Consider the following 17,371-nt stretch of genomic DNA (forward strand, 5'->3'; position numbering starts at 1 on the left):
ATTGAAAGACCTGTACCCCCTCACCCGGATTGCTCCGCAATCCGACCTCTCCCCGCAAGCGGGGCGAGGTAAACGAGCGAGCGCCGGCCACTTCGCATTCAACCTCAGGCCGCCTTTTGAGCCGCCTTGATCAGGTCGAGGATCGCCTCAAGCCGCGCGGTGACGTCGCTGGTTTCCAAGAGCTGCTGCCGCTGCTCGATGCTGACCGGCAGTAGCGGCGCGACGGTGTCGGCCAGCAGGCCGGGATCGCCGATGTCAGGAAGGTGGAGACGCGCCTGAAGCTGCGGCGGTACATTGGAGTAATCGACGTTGGCGAACATCCGGTAGGCGTCGAGGACGAGGCGCGACAACAGAACGGCCTTGTCGGTCTGGCCGTTGCTCTCCTCGATCGGTGCGATCTCGGCCGCCAGAAATTCTTCCGCGACGGGCTTGCGGACCGCGGCGCGTTCGAGGCCGGAGATCGCCAGCTTGAGCGTTCCGTCCGTCAGCGCCACGCGATTGATCACGTCAGCGGTAACGCCGACCGGATAGAGCGCATCCAGTTGCGGATCGTCGTCGGCCGAGCGCCGCTGCGTGACCACGAGCACGCGGCGGTCCGTCGCCAGCGCGCGCTCGATCGCGCGCCGGGTTTTTTCGCGCCCGACGAAAATCGGCGCGACCATCTGTGGAAACACCACGAGGTCCCGCATCGGCACGATCGGGATGCCCGCGCCTGCCGGGACGATTATCGAATTTGTTGCCCCGGCCGGCATGAGCGGAGGCAGGCTCGACTCAATTCGCGCGGCGAGATGATTCCAGTCGGGCAGGCCCAACGTCCTGGCGACAAGTTCCAGGCTTTCGCTGTGGGTGAGAGAAACCGATTTGGCCTTGAGAGCCTCGCGCAACGAATGCGCCATAGCCTTGGCATCGCGAAAATCGCGCATGGGATAACTCCTCTGCATTGGCGAACAAGATGTGTCAGGCGCTTGCGTTACTGACTCGTTCGCAGGGCAAAGGAGGCCTCGAACGGCTCGATACGTTCACCGTACCCTCGAAGGGGCGCAAGCAGCGGGTCGTATCCACCCTGTGGAAAAATATGCGCTCCGACAGAAGCGGCTGTCAATTCAGGTTAAGAAAAAATTAACCATTGTGGCGGGCCGGTGCTCTTCCGGTGGCGGCCGACTCCAATCCACAGAATCCGATTCCGATTTGTTCTCAAATTAATAGTTGTAACTGCGAAGAGCTGTGGACGGCCTGCGCATTGGCTGTGGACGGACTCCGGGGTCGGTTGCGCAGATTCCGCAAATCACATCACTTGAGCCGGCAAGCCCCGGGACGATCAAGAACAAGGTCAGGAACGATCAGGGGATTGCAGTCGGCCGCGACGCATCAGCTCCCGCGCGCGCCGGTCCCCGTTGTGCGTATCAACTCACGTGAAATGGCAAGGTCGAGACGGAATGTCCCTCCTCGAAGGCATTATCGATTCCCCGAACAACCCGCTCGCGGTTGTCGAGGACATCGCCAGCGACAATAACTGGGCGTATGAGCGTTCCGGCGAAGACGAAGTGACCATCGTCTCCAAGGGCGACTGGACCGACTATCAGCTCTCCTTTACCTGGATGGCCGAGATCGAGGCGCTGCATCTGGCCTGCGCCTTCGACATGAAGATTCCACCCGCGCGGCGGCCCGAGGTGCAGCGGCTGATCGCTGCGATCAACGAGCAATTGTGGATCGGCCATTTCGACATCTGGACCCATACCGGCATGATCATGTACCGGCAGGCGCTGGTGTTGCCGAACGGGCTCACCGCCTCGACCGCGCAATGCGAAGCCATGCTGGTCGGCGCCATCCACGCCTGCGAACGCTATTACCCCGCGTTCCAGTTCGTGGTCTGGGCCGGCAAGACCGCCGCGGAAGCCATGAGCGCCGCGATGTTTGATACCGAGGGCGAGGCGTAGGCGCCTTAGCCCGAACCGCCTCCACATATTCGGTGTCGTCCCGGCGCAGGCCGGGACCCATACGCCGTGACGTCAATGGCTTGAGCAAACTGCTTGTGGCCTGTCCTTCGCTTCACTAGAACCGCCTGTGGTTATGGGTCCCGGCTCAAGGCCGGGACGACAGCGAATTCGTGGTGATCACCTTGAACACAACCAACGCACTGAAATCCCTCCACGGCACCATCGCGCTCGCGGGCGCCGGCAAGATGGGCGGCGCGATGCTGACCGGCTGGCTGGCGCAGGGGCTTGATCCCCAGCGCGTCGTGGTGATCGAGCCGCATCCCGCCAGCGAGATCAACGCGCTGGCGGCGCAAGGCATCCGGCTGAACCCAACGGCCAAGGATGCCGGCGAGGTCGACACGCTGGTGGTGGCGGTGAAGCCGCAATCCTTTCGCGAAGCCGGTGCGGCGCTGAAGGCGTTCACGGGATCGTCGACGCTGGTGGTCTCGATCATGGCGGGCACGCCGATTGCTGTGCTCGAAGCGATCGTCGGCGGCAGCGTGGTTCGCGCCATGCCGAACACGCCGGCCGCGATCGGCCGCGGCATCACGGTTGCGGTCGCGGCCAGGAAAGTCAGCGCCACGCAGCGCACGATCGCCGACGCGCTGCTGCGCGCGACGGGCTCGGTCGAATGGGTCGACAAGGAAAGCCTGATGGACGCGGTGACGGCGGTGTCCGGCTCGGGGCCGGCTTACGTGTTCCTGCTCGCCGAAGAACTGGCGCGCGCCGGTGTTGCGGCTGGCCTGCCGGAGGAACTGGCGACCAAGCTCGCGCGCGAAACCGTCGCCGGCTCCGGCGAGCTGCTGCATCGCTCCGACCTGTCGTCGGCGACCTTGCGCCAGAACGTCACCTCGCCCGGCGGCACCACCGCGGCAGCGCTCGAGGTGCTGATGGGTACGGACGGAATGCAGAAGCTGATGACGCGCGCGGTGGCCGCGGCAACGCAGCGCTCGAAGGACCTGGCGAAGTAGTCTTTACTGTCATTGGCGGGCACAGCCGTCTGAAGGACGGCGTCGCTTCCGCTCGCCTATGCCCGGCAATCCATCGTCTTCGATTAGACTCTTCCGAAGAGGGATGGATGCGCGGGTCAAGCCCGCGCATGACAAGCGAGCGCTCTACTTCACACCCAGCCGCTTATTAAACATCTCGACATTGACGAGGCCGCGGGCGTGGCGGCCGTCGCCGATCTTGCGCTCGCCTTCAAAGGCCTCAACCTCGAAGCGGATCACGCGGCGTTCCACCGCAACCACTTTCGCCGTGGTCCGCACCAATGAGCCGACCAGCGAAGCGCCGATATGGCGGATATCGACCTCGGTGCCGACCGTGATCCAGCCCGGCTGAAGATGGCCGCGGACGGCGTCACCCGATGCCATCTCCATTTCCAGGATCATCATCGGCGTCGCATAGACCATCGGCATATCAGGCACGAAATGCCCGACCGTGCGCTCCGGTGGCACCACCAGCGTGCGCTCGGCGCTCATCCCGATTTTTATGATTCCGCGTGCGTCCATGGGTGGCCCCGCAAAACCGGTGTCGTCCCGGCCTTGAGCCGGGACCCATCACCACAAATGTCCATTGTAGCAGCTAGCTGGAGCTCCAGCTTTGCCTAACAATTAATGCCGGTGGTTATGGGTCCCTGCGTTCGCAGGGACGACGGATGAAACTACTTCTTCGCAGCTGCTGCGCGTTCCACGAACGTCTTGCCGCCCTTCATCTTGTGGGCGAGCGGCGCCTCGTTGATCTGGATCACGACCGCGTCGGCGTCGACGCCAAGGTTCTTGACCAGCGCCTGCGTGATGTCGCGCATCATGCCGGCCTTCTGCTCGTCGGTGCGGCCGGCGGCCATGCTCACGGTAATCTCGGGCATTTTTTCTTCTCCCTCTTTATTTTCGCCATGGCCGGGCTTCTCCCGATCATCCACGATCTTTTCCATCAAACAAGACGTGGATGCCCGGCACAAGGCCGGGCATGACGCCGGAAATGAATGGCTATCCCCACTTCACGTCATGGCGCGCCAAAACTTCGCGCACGGCATCGACGAGCTTGCTTGCATCGACCTCGTATTGGGCCTCGGACTGCTTCTTCAGATATTCCTCGCGGTCCTTGATCTCGGTCAGCCCCGCACCGAGGATGAGGTCCTTGAGTTGAACCTTGCCGTTCGCCCGCTCGTCCGAGCCCTGGATGATCGCGCAGGGCGCGTTGCGGCGGTCGGCATATTTCATCTGCTGGCCGAGGCTGTGCTTCGGGTTTCCAAGATATAGTTCCGCGCGGATACCGGCGTTGCGCAGCGTCGCGACCATTTTCTGGTAATCGGCGATTTCGCCGCCGAACACGGTGACGACAACAGGCCCGACAGCGGGCTTGGTATCGACCTTGCCGATCAGTGTCAGCGCCGCCTGCAGCCGAGACACGCCGATGGAGAAGCCGGTTGCAGGAACGGGTTCGCCGCGGAAGCGCGAGACCAGCCCATCGTAACGTCCGCCGCCGCCGACCGAGCCGAAACGCACGGGACGGCCCTTTTCGTCTTTGGTCTCCAGCAGCAGCTCAACTTCGTAGACTGCACCGGTGTAATATTCGAGACCGCGGACGACGGAAGGATCGATACGGATGCGATCTTCCTGATATCCTGCTGCAGCGATAAGCCGGGCAATTTCACCGAGCTCGGAAAGCCCGGTATTCATAAGACTTCCGCCTTCCATTTGAGAAAAGCGCTTTGGCAACTCGCCGTCCATGTGATTGTGCCAAGTGCCATCCGGAAGCTGCTCGAATTTGAACTTGAATTGCAAGCTTTGACGGACAGCTTCGATTTGCTCGGCGTCTAACCCGGCTCCTTTTGTAAAGTCACCGCTCTCGTCTTTCCTACCCGGGCCAAGTAGCTTCTCGACTTCAGTCCATTCGAACTTATCAGCCTTATCGATCGCCCTAAGTACCGTGAGCCGCCGCGCAGTATTTTCTTCACCACCGAGGCCGATAATCTCCAACACCCCGTCGAGTACCTTGCGGTTGTTGACCTTCACCACATAGCTGCCGCGGGGAATGCCGAGCGCTTCCATGGTGTCTGCCGCCATCATGCACATCTCGGCATCGGCGGCCGGCGTCGGCGCGCCGACGGTGTCGGCGTCGAACTGCATGAATTGGCGGAAGCGCCCCGGACCCGGCTTCTCGTTACGGAACACCCACCCGAAACGATAGGAACGATAGGGCTTCGGCAACGAGTCAAAATTTTCCGCGACATAGCGCGCCAGCGGCGCGGTCAAATCGTAGCGCAGGCTGATCCACTGCTCGTCGTCGTCCTGGAACGAGAACACGCCTTCGTTCGGCCGGTCCTGGTCGGGGAGGAATTTGCCGAGCGCGTCGGTGTATTCCATCGCCGGGGTTTCCACCGGCTCAAAGCCGTAGCGCTCGTAGACTTCGCGGATTTTCTCGACCATCTGCCGCGTCGCCGAGATCGCGGCGGGACCGCGATCCTCCAGCCCGCGCGGCAGGCGCGCCTTCAGCTTCTGGGGTTTCTTGGATTTGTCGGCCATGGGCGGCGTTGCAACTTGTGTAGGGTGGGCAAAGCCGCTTGGCGCCGCGCTCACCGGGAAAAACAGGGTGGGCTCGTTTCGCTCGGCCCATCCCACGCACTTAGCCCACCGGGCCGGTTTTGACCAGAACGTCCTGCCCGGCGTCTAAGGGGTTTCCATCCTGGCGCGTAGCGCGTCGGCGTCGGCCTCCGACATCTTCTTCAGCATCGGCCGGATGGTCTCGCCGCCGACGATCTTGCCGTTCCGCAAGAACATCCAATCCGAGATGTCGGCCTCCCTGAACTCGGCCAGGTCGCCGGCCCGCTTGCCGGGCAGTTGGCGCGGCGCATTGGCGAACCTGCCCGAATAGCGACCGCTTCCAATCTTCTTCACCTCGGCCATCCAGATATGTTCGCCGCTATTGTTCGGATATGGAAAACGCGCCTTGAGAGAGTGACCGGTCTCCGACGGCTTTGGCGCGTCGTAGGAGGCCCAGAATTTCGGCAGCGTGGAACGCGCCTGCGCGATCGCGGCATTGATCTCCGGGTCGCCATTGCGAAAGTCGATCACGGGCGAGCGGTCCTCGGCCCTGACACTCATTGTGGGGGAGCCGAGAAGCGCAAGTGCCGCCGCGAATGCGGCCGCCACGACGCATTTCGAGCATGTTGAGAGGGTTGAGGTCATTTTCACCATTCCACGAACCGCTATCCGCAAATCCGGGAGTTGGTCGCGCAAGGGGGCGAAACAGTTCATGGGCGGGCTGCGGGGCGTGGCGCCTCTTCACCTCGCCCCGCTTGCGGGGAGAGGTCGGATCGCTCTTGCGATCGTGAGGGGGTACCGCTCTCACCTTTGTCTTCAGAATTTGCGGCAAGGGCCCCTCACCCCCCCCTCTCCCCGCAAGAGCGGGGCGAGGGAGTTAGAGAGCTAGCCCACCTTACGCCGCGACCGCCTTGCCCTTCGGCTGCACTTCGACCGCGAAATCCGCCATCAGCTGTTCCGAAATCTTGCCGGGCGTGAACTTCCACTCGGCGATGTCAGCCACCGGGGTGATTTCGGCGGCGGTGCCGGTGATGAAGCACTCGGTGAAACCAGAGAGTTCGTCCGGCATGATGCGGCGTTCGATCACCTCGATGCCGCGACGCTGCGCGAGATCGATCGAGGTGGCGCGGGTGATGCCGGCGAGGAAGCAGTCGGCGATCGGCGTGTGGATCTTGCCATCGGCGATGAAGAAGATGTTGGCGCCGGTGCATTCGGCGACCCGCCCCTGCCAGTCCAGCATCATGGCGTCGGCATAGCCGGCACGCTCCGCTCTGTGCTTTGAGATGGTGCAGATCATGTAGAGACCGGAGGCCTTGGCCATCGCCGGAATCGTCATCGGATCGGGGCGCCTGTATTCGGCAAGGCACATGCGGATGCCCTTCATCTTGGTGGCCGGATCGAAATAGCTCGGCCAAGCCCAGGCGGCGATCGCCAGATGAATGGTGTTTGATGACGCCGACACGCCCATCATCTCCGAACCGCGCCAGGCGATCGGGCGGAGATAGGCGTCAGGCAGATTGTTGCTGTCGATCACGAGTTGCTTGGCGGCATCGATCTCGGCGACCGAATACGGAATCTCGAAATCCAGGATGTTGGCCGAGTTCTTCAGCCGCTCGGAATGTTCCGTGCTCTTGAACACCCTGCCGCCATAGGCGCGCTCGCCCTCGAACACGCAACTCGCGTAATGCAGCCCATGGGTCAGCACATGGACGTTGGCGTCAGCCCACGGCACGAGCTTGCCATCGTACCAGATGACACCATCGATTTTGTCGAAGGAAATTCCCATGGCCTCTCTCCCAGTTTGACCGCGCACGCGCGCGCGACTCCGCGAGGCGCGCGCGGCCCCGTGCTCAGGTCGAAAAAACGTTGCTTGTCTCAGAGGCGGCGGATTCCGCCGCCGGTTACAGGACCTTTCGGATCCACTCGTGCGGGTCTTCCGCACGGCCGTACTGGATGTCGACCAGCTTCTTGCGCATCCCCATCGCGACGGGGCCGGCAGCGCCGCCGCTGATGAGGAAATCGCCGCTCGCCGAACATACCTTGCCGATCGGCGAGATCACCGCCGCGGTGCCGCAGGCAAAGGCTTCTTTCAGCTTTCCGCTGGCGGCGTCGCTGCGCCATTGGTCGATCGTGTAGAGCTCCTCACGCACGCGCGTGCCGGAATCCTTTGCCAGCGCAATGATCGAATCGCGGGTAATGCCGGGCAGGATGGTGCCGAGCGGCGGCGTCAGCAGCGAGCCGTCGTCAAACACGAAGAACACGTTCATGCCGCCCAGTTCCTCGATGTAGCGGCGCTCGACCGCATCGAGGAAAACCACCTGATCGCAGCCGCGATCGATCGCCTCGGCCTGCGCCCGCAGGCTGGCGGCGTAATTGCCGCCGCATTTGACGGCGCCGGTGCCGCCGATCGCGGCGCGCGTGTAGTTCTCCGACACCCAGATCGACACCGGGGCAGGTCCACCCTTGAAATAGGAGCCGACCGGCGAGGCGATGACGGCGAAGATGTACTCGGAAGAAGGCTTGACGCCGAGAAAGGTCTCGCTCGCGATCATGAAGGGCCGCAAATAGAGGCTGCCCTCGCCGCCTGGTATCCAGGCGCTGTCGATGCGCACGAGCTGCTCGACCGCTTCGATGAATACGTCCTCAGGGATCGGCGCCATCGCCATGCGCTCGGCCGAATTCCTGAAGCGCCTCGCATTGGCGTCGGGGCGGAACAGGTTCACGCCGTTGTCGCGCTTGTAGGCCTTGAGGCCCTCGAAAATCTCCTGCGCGTAGTGCAGGACGGCGGCGGCCGGATCGAGCGGAAAATTGGCGCGGGATTCGACCCGCGCGTCATGCCAGCCCTTGGCCTGATTGTAGCGGACGATCGCCATGTGGTCGGTGAAGACCCGGCCGAAGCCGGGGTCCACGAGCTTTGCCGCGCGCTCCTTTTCGGACGTCGGATTGGTCGCAGGCTGGATGTCGAATTTCAAACTCATGGTCTTGCTTCCCGCCCTTGCTTCCTGCTGTCGGAACCGGTGCGTTTCCTGGCGCAGGCCTGTTTCGTCAAGCCTGCTTGCTTGATTGGTCCGGACTTCACCACCACCGGCCTTGCCGCTGGTTTCCATCGCTGGCAAGTCCCTTGAGGACACGCTTTTGCGGAGTGCCGAAGTCCAGTATGTTTGCGCAAATGCCGCTCGACAATCGCACGGTAGTCCAATTCGCGGCCGTTGCCGCCATCGCTGGCTTACTCCGGTCGCTCCTAACGTTGCCAAGGCCGAAACGACTTAAAGTTTCGTCGTGGCTGGTAGTTTTGTAACATTGAACCCAAGATATGTCAATATGACTGACATAAATTTCTCAAGGCCTGCCGGCGACCCCGATTCGAAGGGGCCTGACGGCGTGTCCCCGCCCCCGCGCGCCGGCGAATTGCGCTGGGATATCATCGAGCTTCTGTTCTTCGCCTATCGCGACTTCGTCGGCGACGCCGACCATGAGCTCGAGGCGTTCGGGTTCGGCCGCGCCCATCACCGGGTGATGCATTTCGTCCACCGCTACCCCGGCCTCAAGGTCGCCGACCTCCTGGACGTATTGCGCATCACCAAGCAGTCGCTGGGCCGGGTGCTCAAGCAATTGCTGGACGAAGGCTATATCGTGCAGAAGACCGGCAATAACGACCGCAGGCAGCGCCTTCTTTACGCCACCCCGAAGGGCGAGGCCCTGGTGGCGAAGCTCGCCGGGCTGCAGACCGATCGCATCAACCGCGCCATGCAGGATATCGATCCCGCCGGCCAGGAAACGGTGCGGCAGTTTCTGCGCGCGATGATCGATCGCGACGACCCGGACAAGGTGCTGGAGACGATCTTCGGCAGCGGAAAGAAGCCAAGGGAGTGACTGTGGCCCAAGGAACCCCGAACGGAATTCCAAACGCAACTGCCAACCCAACCATCGCCGCAGCCTCCGCGCGGACGCCGCGGCAAATGGCCGACGACGCTCCACACCTGTTGCTGGTCGATGACGACCGCCGTATCCGCGACTTGCTGTCGCGCTTCCTGTCCGGCGAGGGCTATCGCGTCACGACCGCGGCGAGCGCCACCGACGCCCGCGCCAAGCTGCTCGGCCTGCATTTCGATCTCCTGATCCTCGACGTCATGATGCCCGGCGAAACCGGCTTCGATCTCGCCCGCTTCATCCGCACCTCCTCCTCGGTGCCGATCATCATGCTGACGGCGCGCCATGAGGCGGAAGCCCGCATCGAAGGCCTGCAGATCGGCGCCGACGATTATGTGGCCAAGCCGTTCGAGCCGCGCGAACTGGTCTTGCGGATCGGCAACATCCTGAAGCGCACCGCAACGCCGGCAGTGGAAGCGCTGGAGCAGATCGCATTCGGGCCCTACGTCTATCATCTCGAACGCGGCGAGCTGCGCGAGGGCGACGAGATCATCCACCTGACGGACCGCGAACGCGAAATGCTGCGCATCCTCAGCCTGAGCCCCGGCGAAACCGTGCCGCGCGCGGCGCTGACCGGCGGCGGCACCGTCAACGAGCGCGCCGTCGACGTGCAGATCAACCGGCTGCGCCGCAAGATCGAAAAAGATCCGGCCAATCCGTTGTTCCTGCAGGCGGTGCGCGGCATCGGCTATCGCCTGGTGGCGTCGCCGTGAGCCAAACGAACCAAGCGCGATGAGCACGCTCGACACCGGCCTCACGCTGATCCGCACCGCCGCAGGCCGGGTCTCCAAGGTCAATGGCTGGATGGGCAACGCGTTCAAGGGCTGGATGCCGACCGGCCTCTACGCCCGCGCGCTTTTGATCATGATCGTGCCGATGGTGGTGCTGCAGACCGTGGTCGCGTTCGTGTTCATGGAGCGGCACTGGAACACGGTGACGCGGCGCCTGTCGGCTGCCGTGGTGCAAGATATCGCCAGCCTGATCGACGTCTACAAGGGTTATCCGCAGGACAAGGAACGCGCGCAGCTGCGCCGTATCGGGCAACGGCTGCAATTGGTGGTCGATTTTCTCCCCGTCGGCGACATGCCGCCGCCCGGGCCGAAACCGTTCTTCTCGCTGCTCGACCAGACGCTCTCGGTTCAGATCGGCCGCCAGATCGGCCGGCCGTTCTGGATCGATACCGTGGGCAAATCCAACCTCGTTGAAATCCGTATTCAGCTCGACGACGCGGTGATGCGCATCTTCGCGCAAAGAAGTGCGGCCTATGCCTCCAATTCTGAGATCTTCATCTTCTGGATGCTGGGAACGTCCTCGATCCTGTTGATCGTCGCGGTGCTGTTCCTGCGCAACCAGATCAGGCCGATCCTGCGGCTCGCCGACGCCGCCGAAAGTTTCGGCAAGGGCCGCGAGGCGCCGAACTTCCGTCCCCGCGGCGCGCGGGAAGTGCGGCGCGCGGCGCAGGCGTTCCTGGAGATGAAGGCGCGCATCGAGCGCTCGATCGAGCAACGCACCGCGATGCTTGCCGGCGTCAGCCACGATCTGCGCACCATCCTGACCCGCTTCAAGCTCGAACTCGCGCTGATCGGCGACAGCCCCGAGGTCGACGGCATGCGCAAGGACGTCGACGAGATGTCCGGCATGCTCGAGGCCTATCTCGCCTTTGCCCGCGGCGACAGCGGCGAGGTCGCGCAGCCGACCGACATGTCGATGGCGCTGGAGGAATTGCGCGGCGATGCCGAGCGCCACGGCCATACCGCCACGGTGGCGTTCCACGGCCTGCCGGTGGTGACCGTCAAACCGGCCTCGTTCAAGCGCTGCCTTGCCAACCTCGTCTCCAACGCCGCGCGGCACGCCAATACGATTTCGATCACCGGCCATCGCGACCACCGCTATCTGACGGTCACGATCGACGACGACGGACCGGGCATTCCGGCCAACATGCGCGAGGAAGTGTTCAAGCCGTTCCTGCGGCTCGACGACGCCCGCAACCAGGACGAAGGCGGCACCGGCCTCGGCCTTGCGATCGCCCGCGACATCGCCCGCTCGCATGGCGGCGACATCACGCTCGGCGACAGTCCGATGGGTGGCTTGCGCGCGGCGGTCAGGGTGCCGGTGTAGGAAAGAAAGAACGTTGTCGTCCCTGCGAACGAACGCAGGGACCCATAACCACCAGCGGATGTTGGTTTTATCGGCTGATCGTCATCTTCCTTTTTCGACAATATCGGCCGCGGAGTATGGGTCCCCCGATGCGCAATTGCGCATCTGAGCGTTCGCAGGGACGACAATTCACCGCGACAGAACTCTGCGGCATCGTCACTCTGCGGCCTCCTTACTTCGGCAGCTGCTTCGGCAGCAGGCCCTTCAGCTTTTCCATGTCCTTGAGATTTATCTTCATGCCGCCGGGCATGATGATGTCGCCGGGCTTTTGATCGGCCTTGCAGGCGCCGAGCCACTTCGCCTCGATCGTGGTCGTGGAATCGCGCGGCACGCCGGCCGGAGCGCCCGTGGTGTTCGAGGTCGACTTCACGGTGTAGGCGGAGTTGAAATCGCCAGTGATCTCGGCACGCGATTTGACCGACATGCCGCCGGAGCCGCAGACGGAATCGGTGACGTAGCCGGTCGCGGTCTTCTGGGTATCGTTTTTCGAGCAGACGTCCTTGGCCATCGGCGAGAACGAGGTGCTCATATCCTTGTCGGTGGTCGCGTCGGTGCACTGCTGCATCGTCATCTCGGGCACCGGCGAGCCGGTCTGCACCACCTTCATTTCCCACAGGCCGGCCTTGCGCACCGGCAGCTCGACGGCGCTGGCATGGCTCGCAGGCCACACCGCGAGCAGGCCAAGCGCCAAACAAAATGAATGAAGCTGTCGCGCCATGCTCGCGCCCCCTGGTGGTTCAGGCGTTCAGGTCCGGCTCAGTAGAGCGTGCGCAGCGGCCGGGCGTGAGTCCCATAGGGCACCCAGCGGCAGGCGAAGGAGACGTATCCGCCCTCATAGGGCTGCACTGCCAGGAATTTCACCACCTTGCCGTAACCGGCGCAGTGATCGACCGCGAGCTGGCGTGCATCCGCCTGTCTCGCCAGCGAATAGGCGACAATGCCGCCGGTATCATTGCCCTTGAACGGCGGCACCCAGTCGGCCTGCGCCGGCGCAGCCGACAGCAACCCGCACATCGCAACCAGGCACGCGGCCCCAATTCTTTGCATCGCAGACTCCATTCGCTGGGGCCACCATAGAGTGCGCCGGCGGCCGTGAAAAGAATGGGTTACGGCCGGACCTCGACTTGCCTGCAAGGTGTTGCCGCGCTGCACTTGACCTCGTCCGGGCTTCACGGCACGTTCCTGAGGGTTGGATGACCAGCGGAATTCCCATGCGCACCCTCTTCACATCGTTGAAAACCCTCGGCCTGGCCGCGTCGCTCGCTGTCCTGGCATTCGGCCAGTCGGCGCAGGCCGCCAATCCGCTGGAATTGAATTTCTGGCTGTCCGGTCCCCGGTATGACGGGCGCGTTGCGCCGTGCGAATCGGCGCTGCCGACCATCATTTCGCAGTTCCGCGAGAAGGAAAGCACCTTCTGGAATTCGCCCCTGACCATCACCTCCTATGGCCGGATCCACGAAACCACGTTCCGGCCCTGGCAATCCGACAACATTCCGCGCCGCTATTGCACCGGCGACGTGATGCTGAGCGACGGCAAGGTGCGCAACGTGCACTATTCGATCGTCGAGGATGGCGGCTTTGCCGGCTTCGGCCAGGGTGTCGAATGGTGCGTCACCGGGCTGGACCGTAACTGGGCCTATAACCCCGGCTGCAAGGCTGCGCGGCCTTAAGCTTACCCTAAGCTTCCTGCCTGGGTTTTTCGATCGCGGTGGCCGGCGCCACCGGATTCGCGCCTAACGCCATTTTTGTTCTTGAAATGTTCCGGTTCCCTGCTAGGCTGGGGTAATCGAGTACGTCATGCTTTGCGAGTAAGGGAGCGTTTGATGTTTCCATCGGTCATTGTTTCGCGGCTGCTGATTTCGCTGGCACTTGTCTTGGTCACCGCGGGCCACGCCGCCGCACAGGACCGCCGGCAGAACGCCCCTGGCGAGTTCGATTTCTACGTGCTGGCCCTGTCGTGGTCGCCCTCCTTCTGCGAGGCCGCCTCCGAACGCGGCAATAGCGGCCGTTCTGCGCAGATCCAGTGCGAGCGCCCGTTTTCCTTCGTGGTCCACGGCCTGTGGCCGCAATATGAGCGCGGCTTTCCCGAATATTGCCAGCGGCCGTCGCCCCGTCTCGACCGCAACGTCATGTCGTCGATGCTGGACCTGATGCCGGCGCCCGGGCTGATCTTCAACGAGTGGGACAAGCATGGCACCTGTTCCGGCCTTGGCGCGCGGGCCTATTTCGAGAACATCCGCAAAGCCCGCGCCGCGGTGAAGATCCCCGAGGAATTCCTGCAATTGTCGGAATCGAAGACGATCGCCCCCGAGGCGCTCGAGGCTGCCTTTATCAAGGTCAATCCCGGCCTGAGCAGCTCGGCGATTTCGGTGGTCTGCAGCAGCCGGCGCCTCAGCGAAGTCAGGGTCTGCATGAGCAAGGACCTGCAATTCCGCTCCTGCGAGGAAATCGACCGCCGCGCCTGCCGCCGCGACGAGGTCGTGATGCCGCCGGTGCGGGGGAGTTAAAACCTCCCTCGCCGTCATGCCCGGGCAGAAGCGCGTCTTCGCGCTAGATGACCCGGGCATCCACGTCTTCCTTCGTCTGGTGTTCAAAGACGTGGATGGCCGGGAGCGCAGACAAGTTTACGTAGTCTGCGCAGCAGACTTACTATGCCCGGCCATGACGAGTAGAAGACGTAGACGTCTTCTCCAACGGCTCTTGAATTTCTCATCATGAACTACCGACACGCCTTTCATGCCGGCGGCTTTGCCGATGTCATCAAGCACATCGTGCTGGTGCGGATGCTGACCTATCTGCAGGAAAAACCTGCAGCCTTTCGCGTCATCGACACCCATGCCGGCGCCGGGCGCTACGATCTGTCCGGCGATGAGGCCCGCCGCAGCGGCGAATGGCTGACCGGCATCGCGCGGGTGATGCAGGCGCGGTTCTCGGAAAATGCGTTGCCGCTGGTGGCGCCCTATCTCGACATCGTCAGGGCCTTCAACGCGCAAGCCGAGCTGAAAGCCTATCCCGGATCGCCCTTGATCGCGCGCGCGCTGCTGCGGCCGCAGGACCGCCTCACGGCATGCGAGATCGAACCGAAAGCCCACAAGCAATTGATCGATGCGCTGCGCCGCGACACCCAGGCCCGGGTGGTCGATCTCGACGGCTGGACGGCGTTGCCGGCCTTCGTGCCGCCGAACGAGCGGCGCGGCCTGGTGCTGATCGACCCTTCGTTCGAGCAAAAGGACGAGTTCGAAAAGCTCGCCGACGGCTTTGCGGAGGCCTATGCGAAGTGGCCGACCGGCAGCTATCTGCTGTGGTATCCGGTCAAAAGCCGGCGCATCACCGACGGCCTGGCGCGGCATGTCGCCGCTGTGGCTGAGACCGGCAAGCCGGCCGGGAAATGTCTGCGGCTCGAATTCAGCGTCGCACCGCAGCAGGCCGGCGGTCCCCTCACCTCAACCGGGCTTCTGATCGTCAACCCGCCGTGGACGCTGGCGGGCGAGCTGAAGACCATTTTACCCGAACTGGAAAAACCGCTCGGCCAGGGCGGCGCCGGCCGGTTCAGGCTTGAGACGCCCAAACCTTGAAGGCTCCTTGAATGCAAGCCTTGAATGCAAACCTTTGGGGGTAAGCCTTCAAGGCAGTGCATCGGGCTGAAAAGCGCGATTGAGCCATAGTCAATTTGCGCGGAACCGTATTATGCTCGGCCGTTATGACTGGCTTTACGTTCCGCTTCCGCGAATGGTTGCGGCGGAGTGATCAAGGCCTAAAAAAATCCAGACTGATCGGTGCGTGACCCGATCGGTTCAGGTGGCCAAGCTTCCGGCAGCGAATGTCCGGTCGGCCGATACGCGAATTGCGCGTAGCGGCGGAGCAATACGGGGAGGAGTTTTCCCGATGGCCATGACTGGTACAGTCAAGTTCTTCAATGGAGAACGTGGCTACGGCTTCATCAAGCCCGATGACGGCGGTCGCGACGTGTTCGTTCACATCACTGCCGTCGAGCGGGCCGGATTGAAGGATTTGACTGAAGGACAGCGCATTACATTCGAGGTCGAACCGGACAAGAAGGGCAAAGGCCCCAAGGCGGTCAACCTGGTGATTTCATCGTAAGCTGACGCGTGAGCTGAAGCTTGGCGGTGAAAGCGGACTGAAGTTTTGCCTGCACCAAATCCCGCTGAGCGCGAGGCGCGCCTCAGAACGTGGAGGCGTGCATGATGTGGCCGGCACGCGCCGGTGCCGTACGTTCGCTCTCGGGGAAGAAGCGCGCCGCGATCCTGTCAGGGCCGACATCATCGACATGCCGAAAGCCGGTCGCGCTCATGCGGGCGCAAAGCGATGCGGTATCGAAATAGCTCTGAAGGCTTTCGCCAACCGCGGCCACCCGCTCGGCAAGCGCTTGATGCGCGGCGCGGCCGGCCGGTGCGACCGAGCTTGCGGGATTGACATAGTCAAACACCACTTCAGCACCGCCTTCGAGCTGCGCGATATAGCCGAGCGTCGAGAACACCGCCGTCTCGGTCAGATAAGGCACCACGCCGAGCCAGCTGAAGAAGCTGCGTTTGGCGGCGACAAAGCCTGCGGCGTCCAGCGCTTCGGCCAATGTCTGCCGTTCGAAATCTATCGCGACATAGGTCAGCGTGTCCGGCACGGCGATCGTCGCGGCGGCCAGCATGTCGCGCTTGCGTACTTGCGTGGCGGGAAAATCGACCTCGAAAATTCGCAGGCCACCCGCGAGCGGCGTCCGGTAGGCGAGCGTATCGAGCCCTGCGCCGAGCACCACGAGCTGCGTCGCTCCATTATTCACCGCTTCCGTCAGCGCTTCTTCCGAGATGCGCGAGCGCGCGGCGATGAACCAGCGCAAGCGTGGCCCGGACGTGTGGGCCCGGGCATGGTCGAGCGAGACCTGGATATCGTCGCCGAGAATGCGTAACGCCAGCGGATCCCAAAGGATCGATGCGTTATCCAGCACCTGATGCGCCGCGCGCAAACGGGCGGCGCCCAACGCGGTCAGACTTGGCTGCCCCGGCTGCATCGACGAATTTTAGGCGTGCCGCCGCGCACTGTCCACGAGACAAAAAAAATCCCGGCGGCTTGGCGCCGCCGGGAGGCTGCAACAGATGGTTTCTTTGCGTTTTCTTGATCTCAGAAGCGATAATTCACGCCGGCGCGGATCAGCCCGAAGCTGTAGCCGTTCGATGCTCCGGTGATGACAAAATTGGTGTTGGAGAGGTCGACATAGAGATATTCGACCTTGGCGCTCCAGTTCGGCGCAAAGCCCATTTCAGCGCCGACGCCCGCGGTCCAGCCCGCCGTGGTATGGGATTCCGACAGGCCGAACGTGGTGGCGCGCAGTTCGCCGAAGGCAAGACCGCCGGTGCCGTAGAACATCACGTTGTTGAACGCATAGCCGACCCGGCCGCGCAGCGTGCCGAACCAGGGGTTGGAGAACTTCCACGGCGCGAAGGTGTCGGCCGCGCCGGTCGCGTTGATATCGCCCTCGATACCGAACACCCACGGCCCGTTCTGAAAGTTGTAGCCGGCCTGCACGCCGCCTGCGAAGCCCGACGGCTTGGTCGGGTTGTTATCGACCGAGCCCCAGGCATAGCCGAGATTGCCGCCGAGATAGGGACCGGCCCAGCTATAGGCGTTGAGCGGCTGATTGACGGTATAGGGCGCGCGCGATCCGTAATTCATATCGGCCGCCTGCGCCGACATCGTCCAGGCTGCGGCGATCACCGCCAGCGCCCGCAAAACAAAGCTGCCCATCACTCA

At 63.1% G+C, this 17,371-nt stretch carries 20 protein-coding genes; 9 read left to right on the forward strand and 11 right to left on the reverse strand.

Going from position 1 to position 17,371, the window contains the following annotated elements:
- Nucleotides 1–104: 104 nt before the first annotated feature.
- Nucleotides 105–923 (reverse strand): LON peptidase substrate-binding domain-containing protein, encoded by an 819-nt coding sequence (locus JQ611_RS10040; RefSeq protein ID WP_212465345.1) that lies wholly within the window; start codon nt 921–923, stop codon nt 105–107.
- A gap of 513 nt (nt 924–1,436) precedes the next feature.
- On the opposite strand from JQ611_RS10040, the gene JQ611_RS10045 reads away from it, so the two are divergent.
- Complete coding sequence (locus JQ611_RS10045) at nt 1,437–1,937, forward strand: YbjN domain-containing protein (protein WP_212034243.1); 501 nt, start codon at nt 1,437–1,439, stop codon at nt 1,935–1,937.
- A 245-nt stretch (nt 1,938–2,182) separates the two neighbouring features.
- Nucleotides 2,183–2,947 (forward strand): pyrroline-5-carboxylate reductase, encoded by a 765-nt coding sequence (proC, locus tag JQ611_RS10050; RefSeq protein ID WP_249133075.1) that lies wholly within the window; start codon nt 2,183–2,185, stop codon nt 2,945–2,947.
- Between the two features lie 144 nt (nt 2,948–3,091).
- Here proC and JQ611_RS10055 read toward each other — a convergent pair whose 3' ends face one another.
- The 6 genes from JQ611_RS10055 to JQ611_RS10080 all read right to left on the reverse strand — a co-directional run bounded on the left by JQ611_RS10055 (nt 3,092) and on the right by JQ611_RS10080 (nt 8,499).
- A complete protein-coding gene (locus JQ611_RS10055) occupies nt 3,092–3,487 on the reverse strand; it encodes a thioesterase family protein (RefSeq protein WP_212390390.1) in 396 nt (131 codons plus the stop codon).
- A 152-nt stretch (nt 3,488–3,639) separates the two neighbouring features.
- On the reverse strand, nt 3,640–3,843 hold the full coding sequence (locus tag JQ611_RS10060) for a tautomerase family protein (RefSeq protein WP_025590867.1): 204 nt from the start codon (nt 3,841–3,843) through the stop codon (nt 3,640–3,642).
- A 121-nt stretch (nt 3,844–3,964) separates the two neighbouring features.
- Nucleotides 3,965–5,503, reverse strand: a complete 1,539-nt coding sequence (hisS, locus tag JQ611_RS10065; RefSeq protein WP_212465347.1) for a histidine--tRNA ligase — start codon at nt 5,501–5,503, stop codon at nt 3,965–3,967.
- A gap of 144 nt (nt 5,504–5,647) precedes the next feature.
- Entirely contained in the window at nt 5,648–6,166 is a 519-nt protein-coding gene (locus JQ611_RS10070; protein WP_212465348.1) for a YegJ family protein, read from the reverse strand.
- 250 nt (nt 6,167–6,416) lie between these two features.
- On the reverse strand, nt 6,417–7,307 hold the full coding sequence (locus JQ611_RS10075) for a branched-chain amino acid aminotransferase (protein WP_212465349.1): 891 nt from the start codon (nt 7,305–7,307) through the stop codon (nt 6,417–6,419).
- Between the two features lie 115 nt (nt 7,308–7,422).
- Nucleotides 7,423–8,499 carry a branched-chain amino acid aminotransferase gene (locus tag JQ611_RS10080; RefSeq protein WP_212390386.1) on the reverse strand — a complete coding sequence of 359 codons (1,077 nt, stop codon included), beginning with the start codon at nt 8,497–8,499 and terminating at the stop codon, nt 7,423–7,425.
- Nucleotides 8,500–8,842: 343 nt separating this feature from the next.
- Between JQ611_RS10080 and JQ611_RS10085 the strand changes: the two genes are divergently transcribed.
- The 3 genes from JQ611_RS10085 to JQ611_RS10095 all read left to right on the forward strand — a co-directional run bounded on the left by JQ611_RS10085 (nt 8,843) and on the right by JQ611_RS10095 (nt 11,569).
- Nucleotides 8,843–9,394: a MarR family winged helix-turn-helix transcriptional regulator gene (locus tag JQ611_RS10085; protein ID WP_212269324.1), complete on the forward strand. Its 552-nt coding sequence runs from the start codon at nt 8,843–8,845 to the stop codon at nt 9,392–9,394.
- 86 nt (nt 9,395–9,480) lie between these two features.
- Complete coding sequence (locus tag JQ611_RS10090; RefSeq protein WP_192737696.1) at nt 9,481–10,164, forward strand: response regulator; 684 nt, start codon at nt 9,481–9,483, stop codon at nt 10,162–10,164.
- Between the two features lie 19 nt (nt 10,165–10,183).
- On the forward strand, nt 10,184–11,569 hold the full coding sequence (locus JQ611_RS10095) for an ATP-binding protein (protein WP_212269325.1): 1,386 nt from the start codon (nt 10,184–10,186) through the stop codon (nt 11,567–11,569).
- Between the two features lie 211 nt (nt 11,570–11,780).
- Here the strand turns inward: JQ611_RS10095 and JQ611_RS10100 are convergent, their stop codons facing one another.
- Both JQ611_RS10100 and JQ611_RS10105 read right to left on the reverse strand, forming a co-directional pair.
- Nucleotides 11,781–12,326 carry a DUF3617 family protein gene (locus JQ611_RS10100; protein WP_212465350.1) on the reverse strand — a complete coding sequence of 182 codons (546 nt, stop codon included), beginning with the start codon at nt 12,324–12,326 and terminating at the stop codon, nt 11,781–11,783.
- Nucleotides 12,327–12,364: 38 nt separating this feature from the next.
- Entirely contained in the window at nt 12,365–12,655 is a 291-nt protein-coding gene (locus JQ611_RS10105; RefSeq protein ID WP_212269327.1) for a hypothetical protein, read from the reverse strand.
- Nucleotides 12,656–12,819: 164 nt separating this feature from the next.
- Here JQ611_RS10105 and JQ611_RS10110 point away from each other — a divergent pair, with 164 nt between their 5' ends.
- The 4 genes from JQ611_RS10110 to JQ611_RS10125 all read left to right on the forward strand — a co-directional run bounded on the left by JQ611_RS10110 (nt 12,820) and on the right by JQ611_RS10125 (nt 15,709).
- On the forward strand, nt 12,820–13,278 hold the full coding sequence (locus JQ611_RS10110) for a hypothetical protein (RefSeq protein WP_212269328.1): 459 nt from the start codon (nt 12,820–12,822) through the stop codon (nt 13,276–13,278).
- Between the two features lie 153 nt (nt 13,279–13,431).
- The gene (locus JQ611_RS10115) at nt 13,432–14,115 is read left to right on the forward strand and encodes a ribonuclease T2 family protein (protein WP_212269329.1); all 684 of its coding nucleotides are present in this window, start codon (nt 13,432–13,434) and stop codon (nt 14,113–14,115) included.
- A gap of 207 nt (nt 14,116–14,322) precedes the next feature.
- The gene (locus JQ611_RS10120; protein ID WP_192738822.1) at nt 14,323–15,183 is read left to right on the forward strand and encodes a 23S rRNA (adenine(2030)-N(6))-methyltransferase RlmJ; all 861 of its coding nucleotides are present in this window, start codon (nt 14,323–14,325) and stop codon (nt 15,181–15,183) included.
- A 310-nt stretch (nt 15,184–15,493) separates the two neighbouring features.
- Entirely contained in the window at nt 15,494–15,709 is a 216-nt protein-coding gene (locus JQ611_RS10125) for a cold-shock protein (protein ID WP_028350729.1), read from the forward strand.
- 82 nt (nt 15,710–15,791) lie between these two features.
- On the opposite strand, the gene JQ611_RS10130 is transcribed toward JQ611_RS10125, so the two are convergent.
- Together JQ611_RS10130 and JQ611_RS10135 are read right to left on the reverse strand one after the other, a co-directional pair.
- Entirely contained in the window at nt 15,792–16,631 is an 840-nt protein-coding gene (locus JQ611_RS10130; protein ID WP_212269330.1) for a class I SAM-dependent methyltransferase, read from the reverse strand.
- 110 nt (nt 16,632–16,741) lie between these two features.
- Nucleotides 16,742–17,365, reverse strand: coding sequence for an outer membrane protein (locus JQ611_RS10135; protein WP_212390379.1), 624 nt, complete (start codon nt 17,363–17,365; stop codon nt 16,742–16,744).
- Nucleotides 17,366–17,371: the final 6 nt, after the last annotated feature.

The sequence above is a fragment of the Bradyrhizobium sp. AUGA SZCCT0182 genome (genome assembly GCF_018130185.1).
In the GTDB taxonomy this organism is placed as follows: domain Bacteria; phylum Pseudomonadota; class Alphaproteobacteria; order Rhizobiales; family Xanthobacteraceae; genus Bradyrhizobium.

Coding starts and splice junctions, on each gene's coding strand:
- JQ611_RS10040 (WP_212465345.1), bottom strand. CDS start 923: ATGCGCGATTTTCGCGATGCCAAGGCTATGGCGCATTCGTTGCGCGAG.
- JQ611_RS10045 (WP_212034243.1), top strand. CDS start 1,437: ATGTCCCTCCTCGAAGGCATTATCGATTCCCCGAACAACCCGCTCGCG.
- proC (WP_249133075.1), top strand. CDS start 2,183: ATGGGCGGCGCGATGCTGACCGGCTGGCTGGCGCAGGGGCTTGATCCC.
- JQ611_RS10055 (WP_212390390.1), bottom strand. CDS start 3,487: ATGGACGCACGCGGAATCATAAAAATCGGGATGAGCGCCGAGCGCACG.
- JQ611_RS10060 (WP_025590867.1), bottom strand. CDS start 3,843: ATGCCCGAGATTACCGTGAGCATGGCCGCCGGCCGCACCGACGAGCAG.
- hisS (WP_212465347.1), bottom strand. CDS start 5,503: ATGGCCGACAAATCCAAGAAACCCCAGAAGCTGAAGGCGCGCCTGCCG.
- JQ611_RS10070 (WP_212465348.1), bottom strand. CDS start 6,166: ATGACCTCAACCCTCTCAACATGCTCGAAATGCGTCGTGGCGGCCGCA.
- JQ611_RS10075 (WP_212465349.1), bottom strand. CDS start 7,307: ATGGGAATTTCCTTCGACAAAATCGATGGTGTCATCTGGTACGATGGC.
- JQ611_RS10080 (WP_212390386.1), bottom strand. CDS start 8,499: ATGAGTTTGAAATTCGACATCCAGCCTGCGACCAATCCGACGTCCGAA.
- JQ611_RS10085 (WP_212269324.1), top strand. CDS start 8,843: ATGACTGACATAAATTTCTCAAGGCCTGCCGGCGACCCCGATTCGAAG.
- JQ611_RS10090 (WP_192737696.1), top strand. CDS start 9,481: ATGGCCGACGACGCTCCACACCTGTTGCTGGTCGATGACGACCGCCGT.
- JQ611_RS10095 (WP_212269325.1), top strand. CDS start 10,184: ATGAGCACGCTCGACACCGGCCTCACGCTGATCCGCACCGCCGCAGGC.
- JQ611_RS10100 (WP_212465350.1), bottom strand. CDS start 12,326: ATGGCGCGACAGCTTCATTCATTTTGTTTGGCGCTTGGCCTGCTCGCG.
- JQ611_RS10105 (WP_212269327.1), bottom strand. CDS start 12,655: ATGCAAAGAATTGGGGCCGCGTGCCTGGTTGCGATGTGCGGGTTGCTG.
- JQ611_RS10110 (WP_212269328.1), top strand. CDS start 12,820: ATGCGCACCCTCTTCACATCGTTGAAAACCCTCGGCCTGGCCGCGTCG.
- JQ611_RS10115 (WP_212269329.1), top strand. CDS start 13,432: ATGTTTCCATCGGTCATTGTTTCGCGGCTGCTGATTTCGCTGGCACTT.
- JQ611_RS10120 (WP_192738822.1), top strand. CDS start 14,323: ATGAACTACCGACACGCCTTTCATGCCGGCGGCTTTGCCGATGTCATC.
- JQ611_RS10125 (WP_028350729.1), top strand. CDS start 15,494: ATGGCCATGACTGGTACAGTCAAGTTCTTCAATGGAGAACGTGGCTAC.
- JQ611_RS10130 (WP_212269330.1), bottom strand. CDS start 16,631: ATGCAGCCGGGGCAGCCAAGTCTGACCGCGTTGGGCGCCGCCCGTTTG.
- JQ611_RS10135 (WP_212390379.1), bottom strand. CDS start 17,365: ATGGGCAGCTTTGTTTTGCGGGCGCTGGCGGTGATCGCCGCAGCCTGG.